Source organism: Bartonella ancashensis (genome assembly GCF_001281405.1).
Classification (GTDB): Bacteria; Pseudomonadota; Alphaproteobacteria; order Rhizobiales; family Rhizobiaceae; genus Bartonella; species Bartonella ancashensis.
In genome coordinates this window covers 1,434,403-1,458,299 of the sequence record NZ_CP010401.1, presented here as the reverse complement: position 1 = coordinate 1,458,299, position 23,897 = coordinate 1,434,403, and the positions used below count along the sequence as shown (strand labels likewise).

Annotated in this window: 17 protein-coding genes and 3 pseudogenes; 17 read left to right on the top strand and 3 right to left on the bottom strand. The window is 38.7% G+C overall.

Annotated elements, in window-relative coordinates; all coding sequences use genetic code 11:
• Nucleotides 1-339: 339 nt before the first annotated feature.
• From PU02_RS07050 to PU02_RS06320, 16 genes and pseudogenes are all read left to right on the top strand, one after another.
• Nucleotides 340-3,570 (top strand): annotated as a pseudogene (locus tag PU02_RS07050) (hypothetical protein); the annotation flags it as partial.
• A gap of 789 nt (nucleotides 3,571-4,359) precedes the next feature.
• A pseudogene (locus tag PU02_RS07020) lies at nucleotides 4,360-5,143 on the top strand (YadA-like family protein); the annotation flags it as partial.
• A complete protein-coding gene (locus PU02_RS06760) occupies nucleotides 5,143-5,715 on the top strand; it encodes an invasion associated locus B family protein (RefSeq protein WP_144417883.1) in 573 nt (190 codons plus the stop codon). The pseudogene PU02_RS07020 and the gene PU02_RS06760, both read left to right, overlap by 1 nt.
• A gap of 730 nt (nucleotides 5,716-6,445) precedes the next feature.
• Nucleotides 6,446-7,168: an RlmE family RNA methyltransferase gene (locus PU02_RS06380; RefSeq protein WP_053944576.1), complete on the top strand. Its 723-nt coding sequence runs from the start codon at nucleotides 6,446-6,448 to the stop codon at nucleotides 7,166-7,168.
• Between the two features lie 163 nt (nucleotides 7,169-7,331).
• Nucleotides 7,332-8,354: a GTPase ObgE gene (gene obgE, locus PU02_RS06375; protein ID WP_053944575.1), complete on the top strand. Its 1,023-nt coding sequence runs from the start codon at nucleotides 7,332-7,334 to the stop codon at nucleotides 8,352-8,354.
• Between the two features lie 4 nt (nucleotides 8,355-8,358).
• Nucleotides 8,359-9,498: a glutamate 5-kinase gene (proB, locus tag PU02_RS06370; RefSeq protein WP_053944574.1), complete on the top strand. Its 1,140-nt coding sequence runs from the start codon at nucleotides 8,359-8,361 to the stop codon at nucleotides 9,496-9,498.
• Between the two features lie 58 nt (nucleotides 9,499-9,556).
• Complete coding sequence (locus PU02_RS06365; RefSeq protein ID WP_200903963.1) at nucleotides 9,557-10,795, top strand: glutamate-5-semialdehyde dehydrogenase; 1,239 nt, start codon at nucleotides 9,557-9,559, stop codon at nucleotides 10,793-10,795.
• Nucleotides 10,792-11,415 (top strand): nicotinate-nucleotide adenylyltransferase, encoded by a 624-nt coding sequence (locus tag PU02_RS06360; protein WP_053944573.1) that lies wholly within the window; start codon nucleotides 10,792-10,794, stop codon nucleotides 11,413-11,415. The genes PU02_RS06365 and PU02_RS06360 overlap by 4 nt, the downstream gene beginning before the upstream one ends.
• Before the next feature lie 30 nt (nucleotides 11,416-11,445).
• A complete protein-coding gene (gene rsfS / locus PU02_RS06355) occupies nucleotides 11,446-11,892 on the top strand; it encodes a ribosome silencing factor (RefSeq protein ID WP_053944572.1) in 447 nt (148 codons plus the stop codon).
• 1 nt (nucleotide 11,893) lies between these two features.
• The gene (gene rlmH / locus PU02_RS06350) at nucleotides 11,894-12,376 is read left to right on the top strand and encodes a 23S rRNA (pseudouridine(1915)-N(3))-methyltransferase RlmH (protein WP_053944571.1); all 483 of its coding nucleotides are present in this window, start codon (nucleotides 11,894-11,896) and stop codon (nucleotides 12,374-12,376) included.
• 138 nt (nucleotides 12,377-12,514) lie between these two features.
• On the top strand, nucleotides 12,515-13,717 hold the full coding sequence (locus tag PU02_RS06345) for a murein hydrolase activator EnvC family protein (protein ID WP_082311431.1): 1,203 nt from the start codon (nucleotides 12,515-12,517) through the stop codon (nucleotides 13,715-13,717).
• A pseudogene (locus tag PU02_RS06340) lies at nucleotides 13,707-15,016 on the top strand (S41 family peptidase). The gene PU02_RS06345 and the pseudogene PU02_RS06340 overlap by 11 nt, the downstream one beginning before the upstream one ends.
• 59 nt (nucleotides 15,017-15,075) lie before the next feature.
• A complete protein-coding gene (locus PU02_RS06335; RefSeq protein ID WP_053944568.1) occupies nucleotides 15,076-15,597 on the top strand; it encodes an RNA pyrophosphohydrolase in 522 nt (173 codons plus the stop codon).
• Between the two features lie 107 nt (nucleotides 15,598-15,704).
• Nucleotides 15,705-16,265 carry an invasion associated locus B family protein gene (locus PU02_RS06330; protein WP_053944567.1) on the top strand — a complete coding sequence of 187 codons (561 nt, stop codon included), beginning with the start codon at nucleotides 15,705-15,707 and terminating at the stop codon, nucleotides 16,263-16,265.
• Between the two features lie 196 nt (nucleotides 16,266-16,461).
• Nucleotides 16,462-16,755 carry a YggT family protein gene (locus PU02_RS06325; protein ID WP_053944566.1) on the top strand — a complete coding sequence of 98 codons (294 nt, stop codon included), beginning with the start codon at nucleotides 16,462-16,464 and terminating at the stop codon, nucleotides 16,753-16,755.
• A 29-nt stretch (nucleotides 16,756-16,784) separates the two neighbouring features.
• Nucleotides 16,785-17,108, top strand: a complete 324-nt coding sequence (locus tag PU02_RS06320; RefSeq protein WP_053944565.1) for a DUF167 domain-containing protein — start codon at nucleotides 16,785-16,787, stop codon at nucleotides 17,106-17,108.
• 27 nt (nucleotides 17,109-17,135) lie between these two features.
• Here PU02_RS06320 and ppa read toward each other — a convergent pair whose 3' ends face one another.
• From ppa to mgtE, 3 genes are all read right to left on the bottom strand, one after another.
• Nucleotides 17,136-17,678 carry an inorganic diphosphatase gene (ppa, locus tag PU02_RS06315; RefSeq protein WP_053944564.1) on the bottom strand — a complete coding sequence of 181 codons (543 nt, stop codon included), beginning with the start codon at nucleotides 17,676-17,678 and terminating at the stop codon, nucleotides 17,136-17,138.
• Nucleotides 17,679-17,714: 36 nt separating this feature from the next.
• The gene (typA, locus tag PU02_RS06310) at nucleotides 17,715-19,541 is read right to left on the bottom strand and encodes a translational GTPase TypA (protein WP_053944563.1); all 1,827 of its coding nucleotides are present in this window, start codon (nucleotides 19,539-19,541) and stop codon (nucleotides 17,715-17,717) included.
• 255 nt (nucleotides 19,542-19,796) lie between these two features.
• Nucleotides 19,797-21,173 (bottom strand): magnesium transporter, encoded by a 1,377-nt coding sequence (gene mgtE, locus PU02_RS06305; protein ID WP_053944562.1) that lies wholly within the window; start codon nucleotides 21,171-21,173, stop codon nucleotides 19,797-19,799.
• A 276-nt stretch (nucleotides 21,174-21,449) separates the two neighbouring features.
• On the opposite strand from mgtE, the gene PU02_RS06300 reads away from it, so the two are divergent.
• Nucleotides 21,450-23,474, top strand: coding sequence for a M3 family metallopeptidase (locus PU02_RS06300; RefSeq protein ID WP_053944561.1), 2,025 nt, complete (start codon nucleotides 21,450-21,452; stop codon nucleotides 23,472-23,474).
• The last annotated feature ends 423 nt before the right edge of the window (nucleotides 23,475-23,897 follow it).

Here is a 23,897-nt window from a genome sequence, read left to right as displayed (position 1 = left end):
TCTGGTAGGAGAAGTCGCTTTTTCAAGAAGCGCATGTCTCCTAGGGCTGGTGGTGGCTGTTCGCCCGGTTGTGTCGAAAAAATCCTAAAGGAAAGCTTCTTCTAGGAAAATGGCAACGGGAAATTTACAAAGAACACAAGAAATCTTCCTGCATTCCCCTAATCCAATGAGCAATAATCCTCAATAATATCAGAATTACCTTGCAAGAAACCGATGTAACAACAAATCCAGCATCGGAATTGCGAATTTCTGCGCCACTATTCATTAGAATTTCCATGAAATTCTGCTTAACCATGCAACCCTACTTTTACAGCACACATTGCTAACCCCGGAGGAACAATGAAGATCCTTTCGATATTAAAAGCAAACAAATCAAAAGATATTTTCCCTGTTGACCGTCTACCTCTTTTGAAGGCCACTGTATTCGGGACTACAATGGTAACACTTTTGCTCAATGGATCCCCAACCATTGCAGATGGTTTTGCTACCGCGGAAAAAAATGTAGAAATGTTAGAAACTTTTAATGAAATTCCTCATGAGAAAAATAAATTTATTTCAAAAATATCCAGCAATAATGAGGGGTATGATGCTTCTATAATTTTTGATCGTACACAGGAAGGTGATGATGTAAGGGGAATTAATCTATTTTTTCCCAGTGGTGTTAGGAGGAGTAAATCGTGGAAAATGACAGCTTCTACAGTAAGTCGTGAAGAGGATGCAACAGTGGATGCAGTGTATCCAAATGCATTACAGGGTGAAGAAAAAGAGCGTATTCGTGATTATAAAAATGTAATAAAAACGGAAGAAGGGGAAGAGGAAACGCATCAAAAAGGTGATGACAGGTTAATTATTAGTACTGTAGGCAGTGATCCTACTACGTTAATTTCTATTGTGAGAAATAGGAATAATGATAACCGTGATGATGTCTCTCTTCATGTAGCTGATTTTCATGATGAGGCTTTGAGATTACAATCTGCCAATAGTAGAAGTGTTAATGATTTATTATGTACAGGTTCTAGCAACGTAATGTGTATAGGTGTTTATAGCAAGGCTCTTGGAATGGGGTCTGTTGCTTTAGGCTATGAGTCTCAAGCTATTCGTGGACCTGGTGTTTATGGTTACGATCCCATAACCAATACTATTTCAACTAAGAATGATCAGTATTGGAAAAGTTCACACGGTGAACTTGGTATTGGAAATACAGCGAATGGAACTTCGCGACAAATAACTGGGGTAGCAGCTGGTCGCGAGGATAATGAAGCAGTAAATGTGGCACAGCTAAAAGCGTTAAGACAGTGGACAGAAGATAACAATTTTTTTAGTTTTCGTAAGGGGGGTGGTATAAATGGGGGCTCTGAAATTTCTATTGGTTTTTCTGGGGTAGATGCAGGACGTGTTAACTTGATAAACATAGGTCATAGTAATGGCACTAAGCGGATACTTAGAGGGGTTCAAAATGGTATTGCTGATAACGATGCAGTAAATATGTTCCAATTGAGTGCATTTAAGCAGGAGGTAGAAAGCTACATTAGATTTCGTGCGGATGCTGGTGTTGGAGGGTCTGAACTTGCTATCGGTTGGGCTGGGGTAAATATAGGGCGCGTTACCTCGATAACTATTGGTCACAGTAATGGCATGAAGCGGATACTTAGAGGGGTTAAGGAAGGCCAAATTAATGCGTCATCAGATCATGCTATGACAGGCAGTCAGATTTTTAATATAAATAAGGCGGTAGAAAATTATTTTGGTGGTGGTGCCGTTATTGGTGTCAATGGTGGAGCAAATACAGCACCAATTTTTAAGATCCAAGGCACGAATTATCGTAACGTTTCAGCTGCTTTTTCAGGTGTTGATTTATCACTTGCACAGATTAAAAAAGATCTTGCCGGTATTACACAAGGTGGGAATGATAATGCTTTAAGTTGGAATAAAGATATAGGGCTTACGGATCCTAGCACAGGAAAGCCTTTAGGAGCGTATGATGCTAGTCACGGTGGAAAGCTTGCATTGATTGCGAATGTAGCAGATGGTCAGATTGATGAGAAATCGAATTATGTTGTCACGGGTCGTCAGATTCACAGCATAAATAAGTCAGTGGAAGATTATTTTGGTGGTGGTGCCGTTATTGGTGTGAATGGTGGAGCAAATACAGCACCGACTTTTACGATCCAAGGCACGGATTATCGTAATGTTTCAGCTGCTTTTTCAGGTGTTGATCTATCGTTGACACAGATTAAAAAAGATCTTGCCGGTATTACACAAGGTGGGAATGATAATGCTTTAAGTTGGAATAAAGATATAGGGCCTACGGATCCTAGCACAGGAAAGCCTTTAGGAGCGTATGATGCTAGTCACGGTGGAAAACTTGCATTAATTACGAATGTAGCAGATGGTCAGATTGATGAGAAATCGAATTATGTTGTCACGGGTCGTCAGATTCACAGCATAAATAAGTCGGTAGAAAATTATTTTGGTGGTGGTGCCGTTATTGGTGTCAATGGTGGAGCAAATACAGCACCGACTTTTACGATTCAAGGCACGGATTATCGTAACGTTTCAGCTGCTTTTTCAGGTGTTGATTTATCACTTGCACAGATTAAAAAAGATCTTGCCGGTATTACACAGGGTGAGAATGATAATGCTTTAAGTTGGAATAAAGATATAGGGCTTACGGATCCTAGCACAGGAAAGCCTTTAGGAGCGTATGATGCTAGTCACGGTGGAAAACTTGCATTGATTGCGAATGTAGCAGATGGTCAGATTGATGAGAAATCGAATTATGTTGTCACGGGTCGTCAGATTCACAGCATAAATAAGTCGGTAGAAAATTATTTTGGTGGTGGTGCCGTTATTGGTGTCAATGGTGGAGCAAATACAGCACCGACTTTTACGATCCAAGGCACGGATTATCGTAATGTTTCAGCTGCTTTTTCAGGTGTTGATCTATCGTTGACACAGATTAAAAAAGATCTTGCTGGTATTACACAGGGTGAGAATGATAATGCTTTAAGTTGGAATAAAGATATAGGGCTTACGGATCCTAGCACAGGAAAACCTTTAGGAGCGTATGATGCTAGTCACGGTGGAAAGCTTGCATTAATTGCGAATGTAGCAGATGGTCAGATTGATGAGAAATCGAATTATGTTGTCACGGGTCGTCAGATTCACAGCATAAATAAGTCAGTGGAAGATTATTTTGGTGGTGGTGCCGTTATTGGTGTGAATGGTGGAGCAAATACAGCACCGACTTTTACGATCCAAGGCACGGATTATCGTAATGTTTCAGCTGCTTTTTCAGGTGTTGATCTATCGTTGACACAGATTAAAAAAGATCTTGCCGGTATTACACAAGGTGGGAATGATAATGCTTTAAGTTGGAATAAAGATATAGGGCCTACGGATCCTAGCACAGGAAAGCCTTTAGGAGCGTATGATGCTAGTCACGGTGGAAAACTTGCATTAATTACGAATGTAGCAGATGGTCAGATTGATGAGAAATCGAATTATGTTGTCACGGGTCGTCAGATTCACAGCATAAATAAGTCGGTAGAAAATTATTTTGGTGGTGGTGCCGTTATTGGTGTCAATGGTGGAGCAAATACAGCACCGACTTTTACGATTCAAGGCACGGATTATCGTAATGTTTCAGCTGCTTTTTCAGGTGTTGATTTATCACTTGCACAGATTAAAAAAGATCTTGCTGGTATTACACAAGGTGAGAATGATAATGCTTTAAGTTGGAATAAAGATATAGGGCCTACGGATCCCAATACAGGAAAGCCTTTAGGAGCGTATGATGCTAGTCACGGTGGAAAGCTTGCATTAATTGCGAATGTAGCAGATGGTCAGATTGATGAGAAATCGAATTATGTTGTCACGGGTCGTCAGATTCACAGCATAAATAAGTCGGTAGAAAATTATTTTGGTGGTGGTGCCGTTATTGGTGTCAATGGTGGAGCAAATACAGCACCGACTTTTACGATCCAAGGCAGTGATTACCATAATGTAGCAGCTGCTTTTTCAGGTGTTGATCTATCGTTGACACAGATTAAGAATGATGTCTCTAAAGTTGGAGAAAATGCGCTGGTATGGAGCGAAAAAGATGGCGCATTTGTCGCTCTTCATAGGGAAGGTGATGAAAACAAAAAAAGTAAACTTAAGTTCCTTTTGGATGGAAGTATTACCGATCAATCAACAGAAGCCATCACAGGGAACCAATTATATTCTTTAAATAAACAGCTTGCTTCTTATTTTGGTGGTGGTGCTGAGTTTAATAACGAACGGTGGACCAATCCTGTCTTTAATGTCATTCAATTTCTAGCTGATGGTTCTCTTTCTTCAAGGAAGTCCTATAATAATGTTGGAGATGCTTTTAATGGCATGAACGAAACTATAGCAGGACTTAATAATCGTATTAATGATCTTGAACAAGGTCATGGTGGGAATAATAATTCTCTAAATTGGAATGAAAAAGAAGGTGCATATGATGCTAGTCATGGTGGGAAACCTAGTTCTATCGTAAATGTAGCTGATGGTAAGGTTGAAGAAGGTTCAAAAGATGCTGTCAATGGTGGTCAGCTTTGGGATGTTAAGAATGATCTTGAGAATAAGATAAATGATCTTGAAAATTCAATTGATGGCGCGAATAACGGTGCTGCTGTTGTTTATGATAAAGATGAGAATGGCAAAAAAACTAACAGTATTACTCTACAGGGTGGTGATGAGGGAAAACCTGTTTTAATTGACAATGTAGCTGATGGCAAAATCGAAGAAGGTTCAAAACAAGCAATTAATGGTGGCCAGCTGTATGAATACACTAAGGAACAGACGGAGATTGTGCTTGAGGAATCAAAGAAATACACTGATATGAGATTTGATACTTTAAGTTATGCTGTTGAAGATGCAAAAAAGGAAGCACGACAATCTGCTGCGATCGGTTTGGCTGTTGCTAATTTGCGTTATGACGATACACCTGGAGCGCTCAGTATTGCGTTTGGGAGTGGCCTCTGGCGGAGTCAGTCAGCATTTGCTTTTGGTGCTGGCTATACATCAGAAGATGGTAAAATAAGGTCTAATTTTTTCTATGACAAATACTGGACGGCATTGGGGCATTGGTGCAGGGTTGAGTGTTACTTTAAATTAATGATAAAATTTCATAATATTGTTTTTGGCTGTTTATTGATTTTTTCCTCGTTAGTAAGTAACGCAGGTTTTGCTCATGAGGATAATTGTGTTTACACTGTACATCCTCCTCGGTTATCTGTTCCTAGTGGTGAACCAGGGGAGGTGCGCCGAGTTATTATGCAGTTTTATCATTGGACTCTGCTTTGTGATGAAAATCCGTCACTTGGACAGGGGGTGTGCAATGTGACGCAGACGATTCATGATGAAGAAGATCATACGATTTTTAGTTGGTCTCTTGTATTAACGAAGAGCGGTCAAGCAGTTATGCTTTTACGGATGCTTCCAGACGCTGATATAAATGTTCCTATTCAACTATTTATAGAGGGTAAGAAAGAACCTATTTTTATCAATTATACGCAGTGTGATGATACAGTTTGTTTAGCGCAGATTTTATTAGAACCAGTTCTCAGTCAACTAATAGAGCAGGAAAGTTCTGTTCGTATTTTTTATCAGCTTAAGGATGAGAAAAAATTCGTCTTTATGGCTCCATTTAAAGGGTTAAGAGAAGCGCTTACTTCTTTGCAGCGATAAAATTTGAATAAGATGTTCTATTTTTTACGTTGCTCAGCTGTTTCGGTAAGAAAAACGAATAGTATTTTTTGAGTGCGTAGTTTTTTCCTTAATTAAAAAGCATTGGTTAGATATTTGGAAGCTCATTTTTTTGAGCAGATGATATGTTTGTCAACATGGGTCATAAGTGCATAGTTGATACAATCATATTTTTATGACGGCACAGAAGATTAGTTTACCTATTATTTTGTCATTTTTGGTACAATGCTATAATTTTGTATTTAGCAATGATAGTTTAAGACTGTTTCTTTTTTGATGAGGATATATTGGCCACATATTTTAAAAAAATGGTGTCTTTTGAAATGATTATGTCACAATGACATCACTTCGAAATTGTTTTCAGAGGTTTTTGAGTTAATTGTGATTTTAGTAGCGAGTGAGCTTTATCTAAAAATATGATGACTAGAATCAAGCGAATGATATCTGAACATGGTGTGTTTTTCCGTGGTCAAAAAGGTTATCGTTGTTAAGAATAAAATGTAGAATATTTTTTCATTAGGCAGGAAAAAGATTGTCCTAGCTAATTTATGTAAATTTTATGTCGTGAGAGGTGTAGTGTGATTAATAATCAAGAATTCTGTTTGCGGACTGAAGAAAAAATTAGGGTGAAACTGATGTGATGTAGATTTTATCACCGAGGAAAATGTCTAAAGAATTTGCAATAGTTAGAATATAGAAATTATGAGTAATTATGAAAAAAACAACAAAAACAGCGCGAGGTGGACGTGGTGGTGCAGGCTCTCATGAGCTGTATCAACGGGTTAAGAAGAAAGCTGGTACTATTAAGGCGTCGTCACGGCGGTGGTTGGAGAGGCACTTAAATGATCCCTATGTTCATCAGTCAAAAATTGATGGTTACCGTTCGCGTGCTGCTTATAAATTAATTGAAATTAATAATCGCTATAAGATTCTAAAAAAAGGTCAAAAAATCATTGATTTGGGCGCTGTACCTGGAGGGTGGTGTCAAGTAGCTGTACAGATAGTGGGATCTAATAACCATGCTCCCAGTGTGGTTGGTATTGATTATTTGCATATGGATCCACTTCCAGGAGTTGTGGCATTGGAAATGGATTTTTTTCATGAGGAGGCTGAGCAGCAATTAATGAGTGTTTTAAAAGAAAAGCCAGATGTTATACTTTCTGATATGGCTGCACCAACGACAGGTCATCGTTATACAGATCACTTGAAGACAATTCATTTATGCGAGGCTGCTGCTTATTTTGCTATTTCGGTTCTTAAGCCTGGTGGACATTTTTTAGCAAAGACCTTTCAGGGAGGAGCGGAGAGTGCTCTTCTTGCAACTTTGAAACAGAACTTCAAGAAAGTACATCACGTAAAACCTCCCTCTAGCAGAGCTGAATCTGTTGAGCTTTATATTTTGGCACTTCAGTTTAAAGGGGAAAAAGGTGTGTAATGGTGATTTCTATTTTTGAAAAGGGAAAGAAGTTAAGCAATTAAAATATCGGAATATCAAAGTTATCAATGATGTCGTATGTGGTTTTTCTTTTTAAATGGTAAAAAACTGTTACGACTAGCGTGTTATTCGCAGTGATAATGGTAGTATAGAGAGCGTTTCTATGAAATTTCTTGATCAAGCTAAAGTCTACGTTCGTTCTGGTAATGGTGGAGCAGGAGCGGTTTCGTTTCGTCGTGAAAAATTCATAGAGTTTGGAGGTCCTGATGGAGGTAATGGTGGGCGTGGTGGAGATGTCTGGGCTGTTGTTGTTGATGGGCTTAATACACTGATTGATTACCGTTATCAGCAACATTTTAGAGCAAAAGTAGGAGGACATGGAAAAGGACGAAATATGACAGGTGCGAAGGGTGATGATGTTGTCCTAAAAGTACCAGTTGGTACACAAATTTTTGAAGAAGATAACAGGACATTGATTTGTGATTTAACAATGGTTGGTCAGCGTTATTGTCTTGCGAGAGGAGGCAATGGAGGTTTTGGTAATCTTCATTTCGTAACGTCTACCAATCGAGCTCCACGTCGTGCTAATCCAGGTTTGAGTGGAGAGGAACGTGCGCTTTGGTTACGCTTGAAATTAATTGCTGATGGAGGAATTATTGGTTTGCCAAATGCGGGAAAATCAACGTTTTTGGCATCGATAACAACAGCAAAACCGAAAATTGCAGATTATCCTTTTACAACGTTGTATCCTCATCTTGGTGTTGCTCGTGTTGATAACCGTGAGTTTGTTTTGGCTGACATTCCTGGTTTGATTGAAGGAGCACATGAAGGTATAGGGATTGGCGATCGTTTTTTAGGTCATGTGGAGCGTTGTCGTGTTTTACTTCACTTGATTTCTGCCCAAGAAGAAGATGTGGCAAAAGCATATAAAATCATTCGTCGAGAATTAGAAGCATATGGAAATGGTTTAAGTGATAAGACTGAGATTGTAGCCTTAAGTCAAATAGATACCCTCTCTATTGAAGAGCGAAAAGCTAAACAAGACGTTTTACAAAAGTTAATTGATCAGCCCGTTATAATGTTTTCTGCGGTTAGCCATGAGGGTTTGGATCATGTATTGCGTTCTATCTTACGTGTGGTTGAAGTAGCAAGCCAAGCTCATGTCAGTGGAGATGAACGGGATTAATTGTATGACAATTGGATTACAAAAGCTTGAAAAATATAAACGTATCGTCGTTAAAGTTGGTTCTGTGCTTTTGGTAGATCCTCAGGCAGGTTTACGAACTGAATGGCTGAAGAGTTTAGTAAGTGATGTTGCTACCTTACACAAGAAGGGAGTAGAAGTTTTACTAGTATCCTCCGGTGCTATTGCATTAGGACGAACGGCCCTGTGTCTCCGTAGGAGAACTTTGAGATTGGAAGAAAGTCAAGCATGTGCAGCATTGGGCCAAATTGAGCTTGCCAAAGCTTATTCTGAAGCTCTTGCTTTGCATGGGTTAAGGAGTGGGCAGATTTTGCTTACACTTTTAGATACGGAAGAGCGTCGACGTTATCTTAATGCACGTGCAACTATAAATGTACTTTTGCATTTTGAAGCAATTCCTGTCATTAACGAAAATGATACTGTTGCTACAAGTGAAATTCGTTATGGTGACAATGACCGCCTCGCTGCCCGCGTTGCAACAATGATGAATTCAGATCTTCTGATACTTTTGTCAGATATTGATGGTCTTTATACGAGTTCTCCCCATTTGGATCCAGACGCAGAATTTGTCCCTTTTATTTCATCTATCACAAGTGATATTGAAAAAATGGCAGGAGTTGCTGCTTCAGAGCTTTCGCGAGGTGGAATGAAGACAAAATTGGATGCTGGAAAAATAGCTCATTCAGCAGGTATAGCCATGATTATTACTTCAGGAAAACGTATGAATCCCCTTTCTGCGATTGATAAGGGAGAGCGCTGTAGTTTTTTTGCTCCTAGTGAAAAGCCAACAACTGCTTGGAAAACTTGGATTTCTGGTTATTTAGAACCATCTGGTACTTTGATTATTGACCAAGGGGCGATAAAAGCACTTCAAGCTGGCAAATCGTTATTGGCTGTAGGTATTACGGAGGTTAAAGGAATATTTTCTCGTGGAGATACCGTGAGAATTATTGACGAAAATGAAGTTGAAGTTGCTCGTGGCTTGGTGAGTTACAACAAAGATGAGGTTGTACGTATCATAGGGTGTAAAAGTGAGGAAATAGGACATATTTTGGGTTATGAGTCGCGTTCTGCGGTTGTACATCGGGATGATATGGTTTTGTACGAGCTGACCAACTCGGTTTGAGAGAGATATTTTTTCTATTTTTAGAGAAATGGATGATAGCATGACTTTAGAAGAGAATATGAAGGTTATCGGGAAGAAAGCACGTGATGCTTCTTTGGTGCTTGCGAATATTTCTGCGGAACAAAAAAAATATGCGTTAGAAATGGTAGCTTTGAGTTTAGAAGCTCAATCAGATAACATTTTGCGTGCAAACAGTGAAGATTTGGTAAGAGCCGCTCAAAATAAGATGAAAGCAGCGATGGTTGATCGTCTAAAATTGGATCAGTCGCGTTTGTCTGCAATAGTAAAAAGTGTTCATCAAATTGCGTGTTTGCCTGATCCTGTCGGACAGGTTATGGATGAGTGGGTGCGTCCAAATGGGCTTCATATACGCCGTGTGCGGACACCCCTTGGCGTTATCGGTGTAATTTATGAAAGTCGGCCAAATGTTACAGTGGATGCAAGTGCTTTATGCCTAAAATCTGGTAACGCCTCTATTTTGCGTGGTGGTTCAGATAGTTTTCATTCTGCACATGCTCTTCATGCTGCTTTAGTTATCGGTTTAGAAAAAGCTGGTATCCCAGTAGATGCTGTTCAAATGGTTGGAACTACTGATCGTAGCGCTGTTGGAGAGATGCTAAAGGGATTAGATGGCACAATTGATGTTATCATTCCCCGTGGAGGAAAAGGTCTTGTTTCACGTGTTCAATCTGACGCGCGTGTTCCTGTTTTTGCACATTTAGAGGGTCTTTGTCATATTTATATTGACCAATCGGCAGAGGTGGATATGGCACGCGACATTGTCCTCAATGCAAAATTACGTCGAACGGGTGTATGTGGGGCTGTTGAGACGGTTTTAATTGATCGTAAGGCGTTAAAAAAATTTCTTCCTGTTCTGATTGCGTTGCAGGAAAATGGATGTGAGATTCGTGCAACAGAGGATATTGTTTCACTTATGCCAACAATCTCACTTGCATGTGAAGAAGATTGGTCTCAGGAATATCTCGATGCAATTTTGTCTGTCAAAACAGTAGAAGGGATTGAAGAAGCAGTTAAGCATATTGAACGTTATTCATCAGGACATACGGAATCAATCATTGCTGAGGATATGAAGGTTGTTGATTTATTTTTTAGTCGTTTAGATTCGGCTATTTTGCTTCACAATGCATCTACACAATTCGCAGATGGAGGAGAATTTGGTTTTGGAGCAGAAATTGGTATTGCAACGGGTAAAATGCATGCACGTGGTCCGATAGGTGTTGAGCAGCTGACATCATTTCAGTATCATGTAAGAGGAAATGGACAAGTTAGGCCTTGAAGAAGTTTTTTCTATGGGAAGATCGTGTACCGCATGTTGAGAGGTCAAATATTGTTGGCCTTTTTGGTGGTTCATTCAATCCACCACATATGGGACACCTTCTTGTAGCAAAGACAGCAATTCGTCGTTTACGTCTTGATCAGTTATGGTGGATGGTAACTCCGGGAAATCCCCTCAAAGATTCTACACAGCTACTTCCATTGCATGAAAGGGTACGGCTAAGTGCTGAATTAACACATCACCCAAAGATTCGTGTTACTAGTTTTGAACATGCGATAGGCAGTACATTATCAATAGAAACGATCTCTTATCTTCATTTACGTTATAAGGGGATCTCTTTCGTATGGGTTATGGGAGCAGATAGTTTAGCGACAATTCATCACTGGCATAGATGGCGAGATATTGTTTGGATGCTTCCAATTGCAGTGATTGATCGTCCTTTTGCGCGCATGTCAGCACTTGCTTCTCCAATGGCACAAATTTATCGATATTGTCGTTTAGATGAAAGAAAAAGTATTTTATTACCTTCTATGGCTCCACCAGCTTGGATTTATTTGCATGGGCCTTTATCTTTTCTGTCTTCGACGAAGTTGCGTTTAAAGACGGATAATTTTTCTTAAAATTCTTATGAGAAGAGTTCGCTATTAGGTATGATAAGAAGAGGAACTTATTTAGAAAATACTTGGAAAAAATATGATAATAGATTCTTTTTTTATTTAGTAGAAAGGAAATTTTTTTCTGTGATTGATAATCTTAAAATTATACTTAAGAACTTAGAAGATATGAAGGCAGAAGATATTGTTTCCATTGATCTTCAAGGAGAGTCGTTTTTAGCCGATCACGTTATTATTGCTTCAGCGCATTCGCATCGTCATGTGTTAGCTGTTGCTGGTCATTTGTTGAGTATTTGGAAAGAAAACGGATATGGCACAGCACGAGTAGAGGGGCTTTCAGGAGGAGATTGGGTACTGATTGATACAGGTAATATCATCATTCACCTTTTTCGGCCAGAAATTCGTGCATTTTATAATTTAGAAAAAATGTGGCTTACTCCAGATCTGGATAATATGCAGACGATTTTAGTTGGAGATAATTGACGTGCAAATTTCTATTTTTGCTATTGGTCGCATGAAGGAAGGAATTGAACAAAAATTAGTTCATCGTTACTTGGATCGTTTTTCTAAAAGCGCTAAAACTATGGGCCTTCATTTCGGAAAAATGCAAGAAATAACGGAAAGTCGTTCCCAGACGTCACATCAACGTATGGAAGAAGAGGGAAAAAAATTGCTTGAAGTTTTACCGGAAAGATGCCGATTAATTGTCTGTGATGAGCGTGGAAAATCGATATCATCAGTTTCTTTTGCTGAAAGAATAGCATTATACCGTGGGGAAGGTGTTCGTGATTTGATAATTGCTTTGGGAGGTCCGGATGGGCACAGCGAGAAAGTTAGGGATCGTGCGGATTTTCTTTTATCTTTTGGTTTTATGACGTGGCCACATCAAATTGCACGTATACTACTTACAGAACAGTTATATCGCGCTGTAACGATTTTAAGTAATCACCCATATCATCGATTTTGAGTTTTATATATTAATATTGTTTTAGGCGATATCGTCTAAGGTTTGCTTTGTTTTGCAATGAGGTTTTCGGTCAGGTAGATGAATTTATTTCCTTATAAAGGGATCTGTTTTTTATATAGAAAATGCACAATGTTTATGATGTTGAGCATAGTGTGTTTTTTGTCTTTCTTGGATGTTAGGGATATATACAGCGTTGAGGTAACACATGAAACTTTGGAAGAAGTCTATCGTGATATTTCCCTATCGCGTGAGCAAATCTTGCGGTTAACTAAAAAAGTTGATGATTTAAAGAAAGACAAACATATTTTGACTAATGAACTTATAAAGGTTGCTAAAGCAGAACGTGATGCTGTAGCCAGTGTGGCTGAAACGGAGAAAAAACTTAAGAAACTTGTACAACAGCAAACGCAGTCTCATCAAAAATTAAAAGATCATCGAGATGAGTTTGTAGAAGTACTCTCTATTTTAGAACGAATAGGGTTAGATCTTCCTCCTGCTATTATAGCACGTCCTGAAGATGTATTAGCTTCCATTCGGAGCTCTGTTTTGCTAGAGAATGTCATTCCTCAGATGCAAGAAAAAATACAAGATTTGACAAAAAGGCTCCGAGAGTTAAATGATTTAGCGCGGTCAATTACCAAAGAACGTACAGCGTTAGCACTTGAAATAAAAAAGCAAGTTGAGCAACGAAAACATTTGGAACTGTTACTAGATGAAAAAGCAAAATTACAAAAAATATCAGAGAAGGAGCTTACGGAACAACAGCAGAGGAATGTTCGTCTTGCCGAAAAAAGCCAATCTTTAGAAGAGTTAATTCTAGAGCTTAATCATCAGTCACAGGTAAGTTCTGATTTGTCTGTACAGATGCAAGAGAATCTGCAACTATTGAGAAACCTTGATTTTGAAAATCAAAAAGGGGCCTTGCTTTCGCCTGTTGCAGGAAAAAAAATCCAGCAATTTAAAAATGGTTCATACGCTACCCGTTTTGGTGAAATCATTGAAACAGAAGCGGCTGCTGTGGTTTTATCTCCTGTTAATGCTCTTGTTGTTTTTTCTGGGTTATTTCGTTCATATGGACAGCTAGTCATTCTTGATGTTGGAAGTGGTTATCATATTGTCTTTGTGGGGATGGCTAGAACGGGTGTAAAACAGGGGCAGTTTGTGCTTTCGGGTGAACCTATTGGTATGATGGGGACGCGGTTTGTTGCGAGTACCCTTGCATTAGATGTAGGAAAAAATTCTCCGATGCTTTACATTGAATTTAGAAAGGATGGAAAACCTGTGAATCCAACTCCTTGGTGGCGTACCGAAAGATCGAAAAGGAACAAAAATGATTCGTAAAGTTGTTTTTTTGTCGCTGGGGTGTTTTTCAGCGCTGGTTTGATGGTTATGGTACAGCCTATAGCTGCTAATAATGAAGGAAATACTTATAAGAAGCTGGCCATATTTGGTGATATTTTTGAGCGGGTACGCGCACAATATGTTACGGTCCCAGATGATCAAAAGCTTATTGAAAGTGCTATTAATGGCATGCTTTCATCACTTGATCCACATTCATCTTATATGGATGCTGCGAAAGCTAAAGATATGCAGGATTCAACGAAAGGAGAATTTGGAGGCCTTGGTATCGAAGTAACCATGGAGAATAATTTGGTTAAGGTTGTTGCTCCGATGGATGATACACCTGCTGAAAGAGCAGGTATTTTAGCAGGAGATCTTATTTCAAAAATTGATGGAAAACAGGTCAGTGGTCAAACCTTGAATGAGGCGGTTGATCAAATGCGAGGTCCTGCTGGAACATCCATTACGTTGACGATTATTCGTTCTGGTTCTGAGAAATCGTTTGATGTTAAGGTAGTTCGTGATGTTATAAAAGTAAAGGCAGTTAAATATCGTATTGAGGGTGATATAGGTTATTTAAGGCTTATCCAATTTACTGAAAAGACTTTTTCAGATCTTCGGGATGCCATTAAGGATATTCAATTTCATATTCCCGCAGATAAGTTAAAAGGGTACGTTCTTGATTTACGACTCAATCCTGGTGGTCTCTTGGATCAGGCTGTTGCCGTCACGGATGCTTTTCTTGATAAAGGGGAAATTGTTTCGACTCGTGGTCGTAAAAAGGATGATGTGATGAGATTTGATGCTCAACAAGGGGATTTGACTCACGGAAAACCTATCATTGTGCTTGTTAATGGTGGTTCAGCAAGCGCTTCTGAGATTGTGGCAGGTGCTTTGCAAGATCACCGTCGTGCTACAATTTTAGGAACTCAATCTTTTGGTAAAGGATCTGTTCAAGTAATTATTCCGTTAGGTGAGGATGGTGCTCTACGCTTAACCACAGCTCTCTATTACACACCATCTGGCACATCTATTCAGGGAATTGGCATTACACCGGATATTATCGTAGAGCAGCCGTTGCCTGAAAAATACAAAGGTTATGATATGACTCTCGGGGAATCTGAATTAAAGGGGCATATTAAGGGCAAAGAAGAAAGTGATAAAGGATCTGGTTCGGTCGCTTTTGTCCCGAAAGATCCCAAAGATGATGTTCAGTTAAATGAGGCTTATAAGCTTTTGCGGGGTGAATTTTTTCATACGGCGTTTCCACCAGATCCTCACAAAGATATTTTACAGTAAAATATGTGTACACAACTTTCGCTTTTAACGTGAGCGGGTGCTTTAGGAAAGATACGGTCATGGATGTAACTATCGATTTTGGAGATCTTCCATATCGAAAAGGGGTTGGAATGCTTGTGTTTAATGATGAGTGGAAAGTTTGGGTTGGGCGCCGTTTAGTGAAGTCTTCTCATGTGTATACTAGTACATTCGAGCTTTGGCAACTTCCTCAAGGTGGCATTGACAAGGGAGAAAAGCCTTTAGATGCAGCATACCGTGAGCTTTATGAGGAAACAGGTATGAAATCTATAAAACTTCTTAAAGAGGCAGAGAGTTGGTTTTCGTATGATTTTCCTGAAAATATCACCAGGCGTATATTTGGAAGCCAATATCGTGGACAAACACAAAAATGGTTTGCTTTCTACTTCATGGGTGATCCTTCTGAAATTTCTCTTAATTCGCTACAAGACGATGACAAAGTAGAATTTGATCAATGGAGATGGGTTGATCTAGAAAAGGTTCCTTCAATGGTTGTCTTTTTTAAGAGACATGTGTATAAAAGAGTCGTTAACGAATTCCGAAATAGTATTCAATATTTATGAGTTTGCAATTATAAAGCATTGTTTTTTACTGCGGTCTTTTAGTATCATAAGGAGGATATCATGAACAATAGAGATGATTCTATTTTATTTGAGGAACTAGATGTAAAATGAAAAAATTATTAAATTTCTTTATAATTCCTGCTTTTTTGAGTATTTCTTCTGTTGTATTTGCTCAGAACTCAAAATTACCGGTGGCGGTAAAACCCTCTACAAATGTTCTTCCTAATGGTGCGTCTTCATTAACTGAAACTTATGGTTTATGGAGCGTTAATTGTGGTGTGCAAGAAGGCAAAAGAGTTTGCATAATGCTTCGTCAAGAGGTTAATGACCAAGATCGTGTGGTGTTAGCTATGAATATCATTCTTGATGCGAATGGTGTATCTGGGAATTTAACAGTACCTTTTGGTGTATTGGTTTCCAAACCTATTCGTCTGCATGTAGATGATTCAAAGTCTGTTATAGAGACTAACATTAGAACCTGTGTTCCAGCGGGTTGTGTTGTCCCAGTCGCCTTTGATAAGAATTTTGTGTCATCTTTACGTTCAGGTAAGCAGTTGAAATTGGCTATGACAGTTGCTGCTCCAGGTGAGCCTAATTTGGATACTTTATTTGTTCAATTAGACGGTTTTAGCGATGCTCTTAATCGTTTAACGTCCTTGCAGAAGTAAGATCAGATAGGGTGAAAGCGGTTTTTGCTGTGAATAATAAGATAGCTGAATTGGTTAAATGAGGGGGGCTATCTACTCTTTCTTTTTTGTTTATTAAGATTCTTCGTTTTTAGTTTAGAGGAAAGTGTGGGATTTTCTAGATGGACCGAGGATTTTGTGTCATGTTTTCCTTTGTTACTGATAAAGGAAACGAGAAGTGGTTTATGCATTTCTTTGTGTGGCTGACTTTGCGCTTAGTTTATATATTGTTCTTTTGATAGCGAATGCTGTTTTTTATTGGCTTTGTGCATTTGATATCATTAATGCGCGCAATCCATTAGTTGTGGCGATGAGAGATTTTCTCTACCAGATTACAGAACCAGTTTTAGATCGCGTTCGGGCTTTCTTACCAAGTTTTGGAGCGCTTGATGTCTCACCTATTGTTGTCTTTATGGCTATTTATTTTGTACGTATCTTTATGTGGCGTGCTTACGCAGGTATGTTTTTTTAAGTGAAGATTGATATTTTAGGCAGATAAAGGTGTTTTATCGAGTTGACGCTTCTGGCTTGCTTTTATTTGTACGCTTAGTACCGAAATCTTCAGCGAATGGCATAGTTGGGATTGAAGACAGGAACGATGGAAAGCAGCATTTGGTTGTGCGCGTTTGCTCTGTTCCTGAGAACGGTCGAGCAAACAGAGAATTAATTAAATTTTTAGCAAAATTATGGGGAATCCCTCCCCTTTTCATTACTCTTAAAAATGGCGCAACATCACGTTATAAACAAGTTCATTTTTCAGGAAAATTGGAGAAATTGGAAATGATATTGCAACATTTAAGTATTTATTCATCTGCACAAAAATGATAGAATCAAAATTCTACTGAAATGAATTTAATTTTTTGAAAGATCGTTGTTACAGCGTTCAATTGCTTTCTTAATTAAGTTACACGCAAAATCCTTATCACGCCAACCTTCAATTTTTGCCCATTTTCCAGGTTCAAGATCCTTATAATGTTCAAAAAAGTGTTCAATTTTCTTCAACGTAATATCTGGAAGGTCCGTATAATTATGAATGTTAACATACTGTTGCGTTAATTTATGGGTTGGTACGGCAATAATCTTTTCATCTTTTCCTCCATCGTCTTCCATCATGAGGGCACCAATTGGGCAAACATTTATAACACAACCTGGAAGAAGTGGACGGGTATTACAGATAAGAACATCGATAGGATCGTTATCCTCGGAGAGTGTGTGTGGAATGAAGCCATAGTTACCAGGGTAGACCATTGGTGTGTAAAGAAAGCGATCAACAAATAATAATCCTGATTTTTTATCCATTTCATATTTTATAGGTTGGCTATCAACAGGCACTTCTATAATGACATTGACATCATTTGGTGGATTATTACCAATAGGAATCTCTTTGATATTCATGTTAATATCCTTTTTAAAGAAGAATTAAGAGTGTATTTAATTAAGAGTTGATGAACGTGCTTTTTCAAAACGTTTACGTTCATTAGGGTCTAAATAAAGTTTGCGTAGACGGATATTTTTAGGAGTTACCTCCACAAGTTCATCATCCTGTATCCAAGAAAGTGCGCGCTCCAACGTCATTTTAATGGGAGGTGTTAACTTAACAGCTTCGTCTTTTCCAGCAGCTCGCATGTTAGTTAATTTTTTTCCTTTTAAAACATTCACCTCTAAATCATTGTTACGCGAATGTATGCCGATAATCATTCCTTGATAAACTTTAACACCAGCATTGATAATCATAGGCCCACGATCTTCAAGATTAAAAAGTGCGTAAGCAACAGCTTCTCCACTATCATTTGAGATCATAACGCCATTAATACGACCATCAATTTCTCCTTTATAAGGCTCGTAAGCGTGGAACAGACGATTCATAATGGCTGTACCGCGTGTATCAGTTAATAATTCTGATTGATAACCGATAAGCCCCCGAGTTGGTGCATAAAAGACAAGGCGCACGCGGTTACCGCCAGAGGGACGCAGTTCAATCATTTCTCCTTTGCGTTGTGACATTTTTTGTACAACGGTTCCAGAATATTCTTCATCGACATCGATTAAAACTTCTTCTATTGGTTCTAATGTTATCCCATCTTCATTTTTTTTCATGACAACACGTGGGCGTGAAACACTTAACTCAAAACCTTCCCTACGCATATTTTCAATGAGAACAGCTAATTGTAACTCCCCTCTTCCTGAAACGTAAAAAGAGTCTTTGTCTGCAGATTCTTCAATTTTTAGGGCTACATTTCCTTCTGCTTCTTTTAGCAGGCGGTCACGGATGACACGACTTGTTACTTTATCTCCTTCTGTTCCAGCAAGAGGACTATCATTCACCAAAAAGCTCATGGTGACAGTAGGAGGATCAACTGGTTGGGCAACGAGAGGCTCATGAACTGAAGGGTCACAAAAAGTATCAGCGACAGTTCCTTTTTGGAGACCTGAAATTGCTACAATATCACCTGCAATACCTTCTTCGATAGGTTGTCGTTCCAGTCCACGGAATGCTAAAATTTTTGAAATCCGCCCAGTTTCTAAAAGTTTCCCATCTTGCCCAATAACCTTAATATTTTGGTTAGGCTTAATAGACCCTGAATGAATTCTACCTGTAATAACACGACCTAAAAATGGATCTGCTTCAAGAATGGTTCCTATCATGCGAAATGGTCCCTCTGCCACAGAAGGTAAAGGAACATGGCGGACAATAAGATCAAATAAAGAGCTTAATCCTTGGTCTTTAGGTCCTTCAGGATTTTCAGCCATCCATCCGTCACGACCAGATCCGTAAAGTATAGGTAAATCAAGTTGTTCATCAGTTGCATCAAGAGCTGCAAAAAGATCAAACACCTCATTAATAACTTCATCTGCACGTGCATCTGGTCGATCAATTTTGTTAATAACAACAATGGGACGGAGTCCTACTTTTAGCGCTTTTCCAACAACAAATTTTGTTTGTGGCATAGGACCTTCAGCTGCATCAACAAGAACAATTGCTCCATCTACCATATTGAGAATGCGTTCAACCTCTCCACCAAAGTCAGCGTGACCAGGGGTATCAACGATGTTAATTCGGGTATCTTTCCAGACAACAGATGTTGCCTTTGCTAATATTGTAATACCTCGTTCTTTTTCAATATCATTAGAATCCATCATCCGCTCGCTAGTACGCTGATTATCGCGGAAGTTTCCAGATTGTTTGAGAAGCCCGTCCACAAGCGTTGTTTTGCCGTGATCAACGTGGGCAATGATGGCGATATTTCGCAATTGCATAAATTTTCTTCTTTTTGTTCAACAAAATTTCATTTGAGATAAATTTTTCATATTTCATTATCTTGTGGTCTGAGGCTTTTACAAGCTTTTTTGCAATTTTGGAAGAGGAAGAACTTTTTTATAGAAAGTATTTTTAAAATTTTCAGGTCTTTTAAAGGATATTCAAATTTGTGCGGCTGTTAAAACAAAACACGCAATAAATCACTCATGGAAAGGAGAGATGTTAATTGCGTGTGTTTATCTTACGTCAAAGTATTAAAGCAAAGTTCCAGATAAGATGAGAGAAGCAATGGAAAAGTAGATTATGATTCCCATAACATCTACTAAAGTTGCAACAAAAGGAGCTGAGGCGCTTGCTGGATCAAATTTAAAAGACTTTAGGATAAAAGGAAGCATAGAGCCAGATAAAGAGCCAAATGTAACAACTCCAACTAATGCTGTTCCCACTGTTAATGCGACAAACATCCAATGTTCACCGTAATCATAGATACCAAGTTGTTGCCATGTAATAATACGCACTATTCCAATGCTTCCGAGCAAAAGACCAAGAGTTATCCCGGCTGGAATTTCACGGATGATAACTTTCCACCAGTTTTTCAGTGTGAGTTCACGTAAAGCCAATGCACGAATGATGATTGATGTGGCTTGTGATCCTGAGTTTCCTCCTGAGCTCATAATGAGAGGAATAAATAGTGTAAGAACGAGTGCTTTTTCGAGTTCATCTTCAAAATGTTGCATAGCGCTAGCTGTTAACATTTCACCCATGAAAAGAAGTGCAAGCCAGCCACCACGTTTTTTCATCATGCCAAGAAATCCTACTTGCATGTAGGGTTTATCAAGGGCTTCTAATCCTCCGAATTTATGTGTATCCTCGCTCATTTCATCGACTATTGTGTCAAGAACATCATCAACTGTTACAATACCAATGACGTGGTTGCTATCATCAACAACTGGTACGGAAAGAAGATCGTGGCGTCTAAAAAGGCGAGCAACATCTTCATGGTCTGTAAGCGGTGATATTGTAATTGGTTCATCATGTGTAGAGACGTTAAGAATTTTATCACTAGGTGAAGCAAGAATGAGACTACGAAGTGAGACAGCTTTTATAAGAGAGCCTGTTGCAGGATCAACAACATAGCTTGTGTAAACTGTTTCGCGTGTTTGTTCAACATCACGAATATGATCCAGAGTTTTTTGTACAGTCCAGTCCGCTGGAACAGCTATGAATTCTGTTGTCATTAAAGCACCAGCTGTATGATCTGGATAGCTAGTTAGTTTTTTTAGTTCAGTTCGTGTTAAGGGGTTTAGTAAGGCATAAAGTTGTGTTCGAGTTTCTTCACTCATTTCTTGGAAAAGGTCTGTTGCCGCATCTGCGGACATACCGTCAAGAATCTCGACAGAACGATTAATAGGTAAGAGTTCAAGAATAGCTGCTGATTGTTCAAGCTCCGGTTTATTGAAAAGTTCAATAGTATAATCAAGCGGTAGAAAATTAAGAGTAGCCACACGCTCCATTATGTCAAGACCGTTGATTATATCAATGGAGTCGGCGAAATGCCGATTTTTTAGTTCTTCGGCAAGCTTCTCTGGAGAAAATATTGCGGAGTCGAATGGTGTTTCAATTTTAGTCATGCTTAAGCACCTTCCAAAAGTTAGAGAGTTATAAATCTGGAAATACAAAAAGGGGTGAATTAAAATTATGAATAATTAAAGAAGATAGCTATTTAATTACTTCAGTCATCATTAATAGTATAATTTAAGCGGTTTTATTCTTTAGAGTGAAGTTTTTTGTGTTGAAATGTAGACTTTGAAATAAAAAAGATATGCTAAGGGACGGTCTATCGTTATTAGTGCATATTGTAAAGACGGTTATTTCATTTTTGGCGTATAATGGAGGTATGGGGTGTTATGACGAAGGAAGCGGTATTAGATTGGAAAGGGTTTTCAGGCCTTCCGGATTTTGCCTCAATAAATGATGATGATTTTAGGCCTGCTTTTGATGAGGCTCTCAAAGAAGCTGAAGAAGAAATAGAAAAAATTGCAATTGTGGAAGAATCTCCAACGCTTGAAAATTTTTTGCAACCTTTTGAACTTTCTGGTAAAGCACTCGACCGCGTATGTTCAATATTTTTTTTACGTTCAGGTGCACATAGCAATTTATTGATTCAACAATTAGAACAAGAGTTTGTTGTAAAGCTTTCTCGCCATTATTCAAAAATTATGATGGATGCACGTATATTCGCGAAAATGAGTGTGCTTTATAGACAAATGCAGGGGGGGATATATGACAGCGAAACAAGACGAGTTATTGAAATATGGTGGAAAAAGTTTGTACGTAGCGGTGCAAATCTCAATGAAGAAAGTAAAGAACGTCTTGCTGAGATAGATGAGAAGTTGGCTTTATTAGAAGCTACCTTCGGTCAGAATGTACTTCAAGATGAAGCCTCTTGGGTTTTGTTTTTGGATAAAGAAGATTTGTCTGGTTTACCAGATAATCTTGTTGGTTCGATGCAAGAAGGTGCTCGTGAAAGGGGGCACAAGGAGGGCTATGCATTAACACTAGCACGTTCAATCGTTGAGCCATTCTTAAAATTTTCTCACCGCCGTGATTTACGTAAAATAGCGTGTCAAGCTTGGTTTAAACGTGGTGAAAATGGTAATGGTAATGATAATCGGGAGATTATTACAAAAATTATCACGCTTCGGGGTGAGAAAGCCAAATTGTTGGGATATAAGTCTTTTGCGGATTTTAAACTTGACGATACGATGGCTAAAAGTGTTGATTCCGTAACAAACTTGCTTATTCCCATTTGGGAAAAGGCAAGAGCTAAGGCTGCTGTTGAACAAGCTGAATTACAGAACTTTTCGAAAAGTCAAGGAATGAGTGAAGCTTTTGAAATTTGGGATTGGCGTTATTACGCTGAAAAGTTGCGTGCTAAGCAATTCTCTTTTGATGAATCTGAGATAAAGAACCATTTTCAGCTTGATTGCATGATTGAAGCTGCTTTTGCAGTTGCAGGAAAACTTTTTGGAATTTCATTTGAAGAGAATACATCCATTACACTTTGGCATCCTGATGCACGTTTATGGGAAGTGAAAAAAATTGATGGAATTGTGTTTGGATATTTTATTGGTGATTATTTTGCACGTTCTTCAAAACGTTCTGGTGCGTGGATGAGCAAATTGCAATTGCAGCATAAGTTGGGTGGTGGACAAAAGCCTATCGTGTATAATGTCTGTAACTTTGCTAAGCCTTCAAGGGGAGAAAGTGCTCTTTTGTCGCTTGATGATGCGCGTACACTTTTTCACGAGTTTGGGCACGCGTTGCACGGTCTGCTTTCTGATGTGGTTTGGCCATCTGTAGCGGGAACGTCTGTTGCACTTGATTTTGTTGAATTACCTTCTCAACTTTATGAACATTGGTTGACGGTGCCAGAGGTGCTGAAATCTTATGCTACTCACGTGAAAACAGGCCTTCCCATGTCTCAAGATTTGTTGGATAAAATTTTAGCAGCGCGTACATTCAATTCTGGTTTTTATGCAGTTGAATTTATTGCATCTGCTTTAATAGATATTGCTTTTCATCGGGAGGAAGTTGTTAGCGATCCTATACTGTTTGAGCGTAAAGAATTAGAAAGACTGCAAATGCCTGAAACGATTGTTATGCGTCATCGTTCTCCTCATTTTGCACATATATTTTCGGGGGGTGGTTATGCTGCTGGTTATTACTCTTATATGTGGTCAGAAGTTCTTGATGCTGATGCATTCCAGGCTTTTGAAGAAACAGGTGATGTTTTTAATCCAGAACTTGCCTGCCGATTAAAGCGCTTTATTTACTCTGCTGGAGGAAGTGCTGATCCTGAAGAACTTTATAAAGCTTTTCGAGGACGATTGCCTTCACCAAATGCGATGATTGAAAAGCGTGGATTATAAAACATAAATGGTATAGCGTGAAGCTATACTGACCTTTTGAGGACCGTTTTAGAAATATATATTTCTGATTTGGGTGGGTTTATGTGTATTGAGGTAAGGTGATGAAGCTATACACAGTATATTCATTGTTTGGTACTAGAGTATTTTAAATTTTTTTAGCTTTGGTATTCAGTGTTTATTCTATGGTTTTCTTCGATATTAAGGTAGTAACAAGACCTCCAATTAAAAATTGGAATATGTCTTTGCTTTGTGCCATTCTTTATTTCTTGCGCTATACGAATAAGCTTGATTATATAGCGCTTGAAATTTTCGTAAATAGCGGGACATTCCCTTTTTATTTGAAAGAATAGAAAGGCTGTAAGACGTCGTCTTCTAATTTCATGGAATTTAAGGTGAAGAGTTGTTCTGCTTGGCTGCATCCTA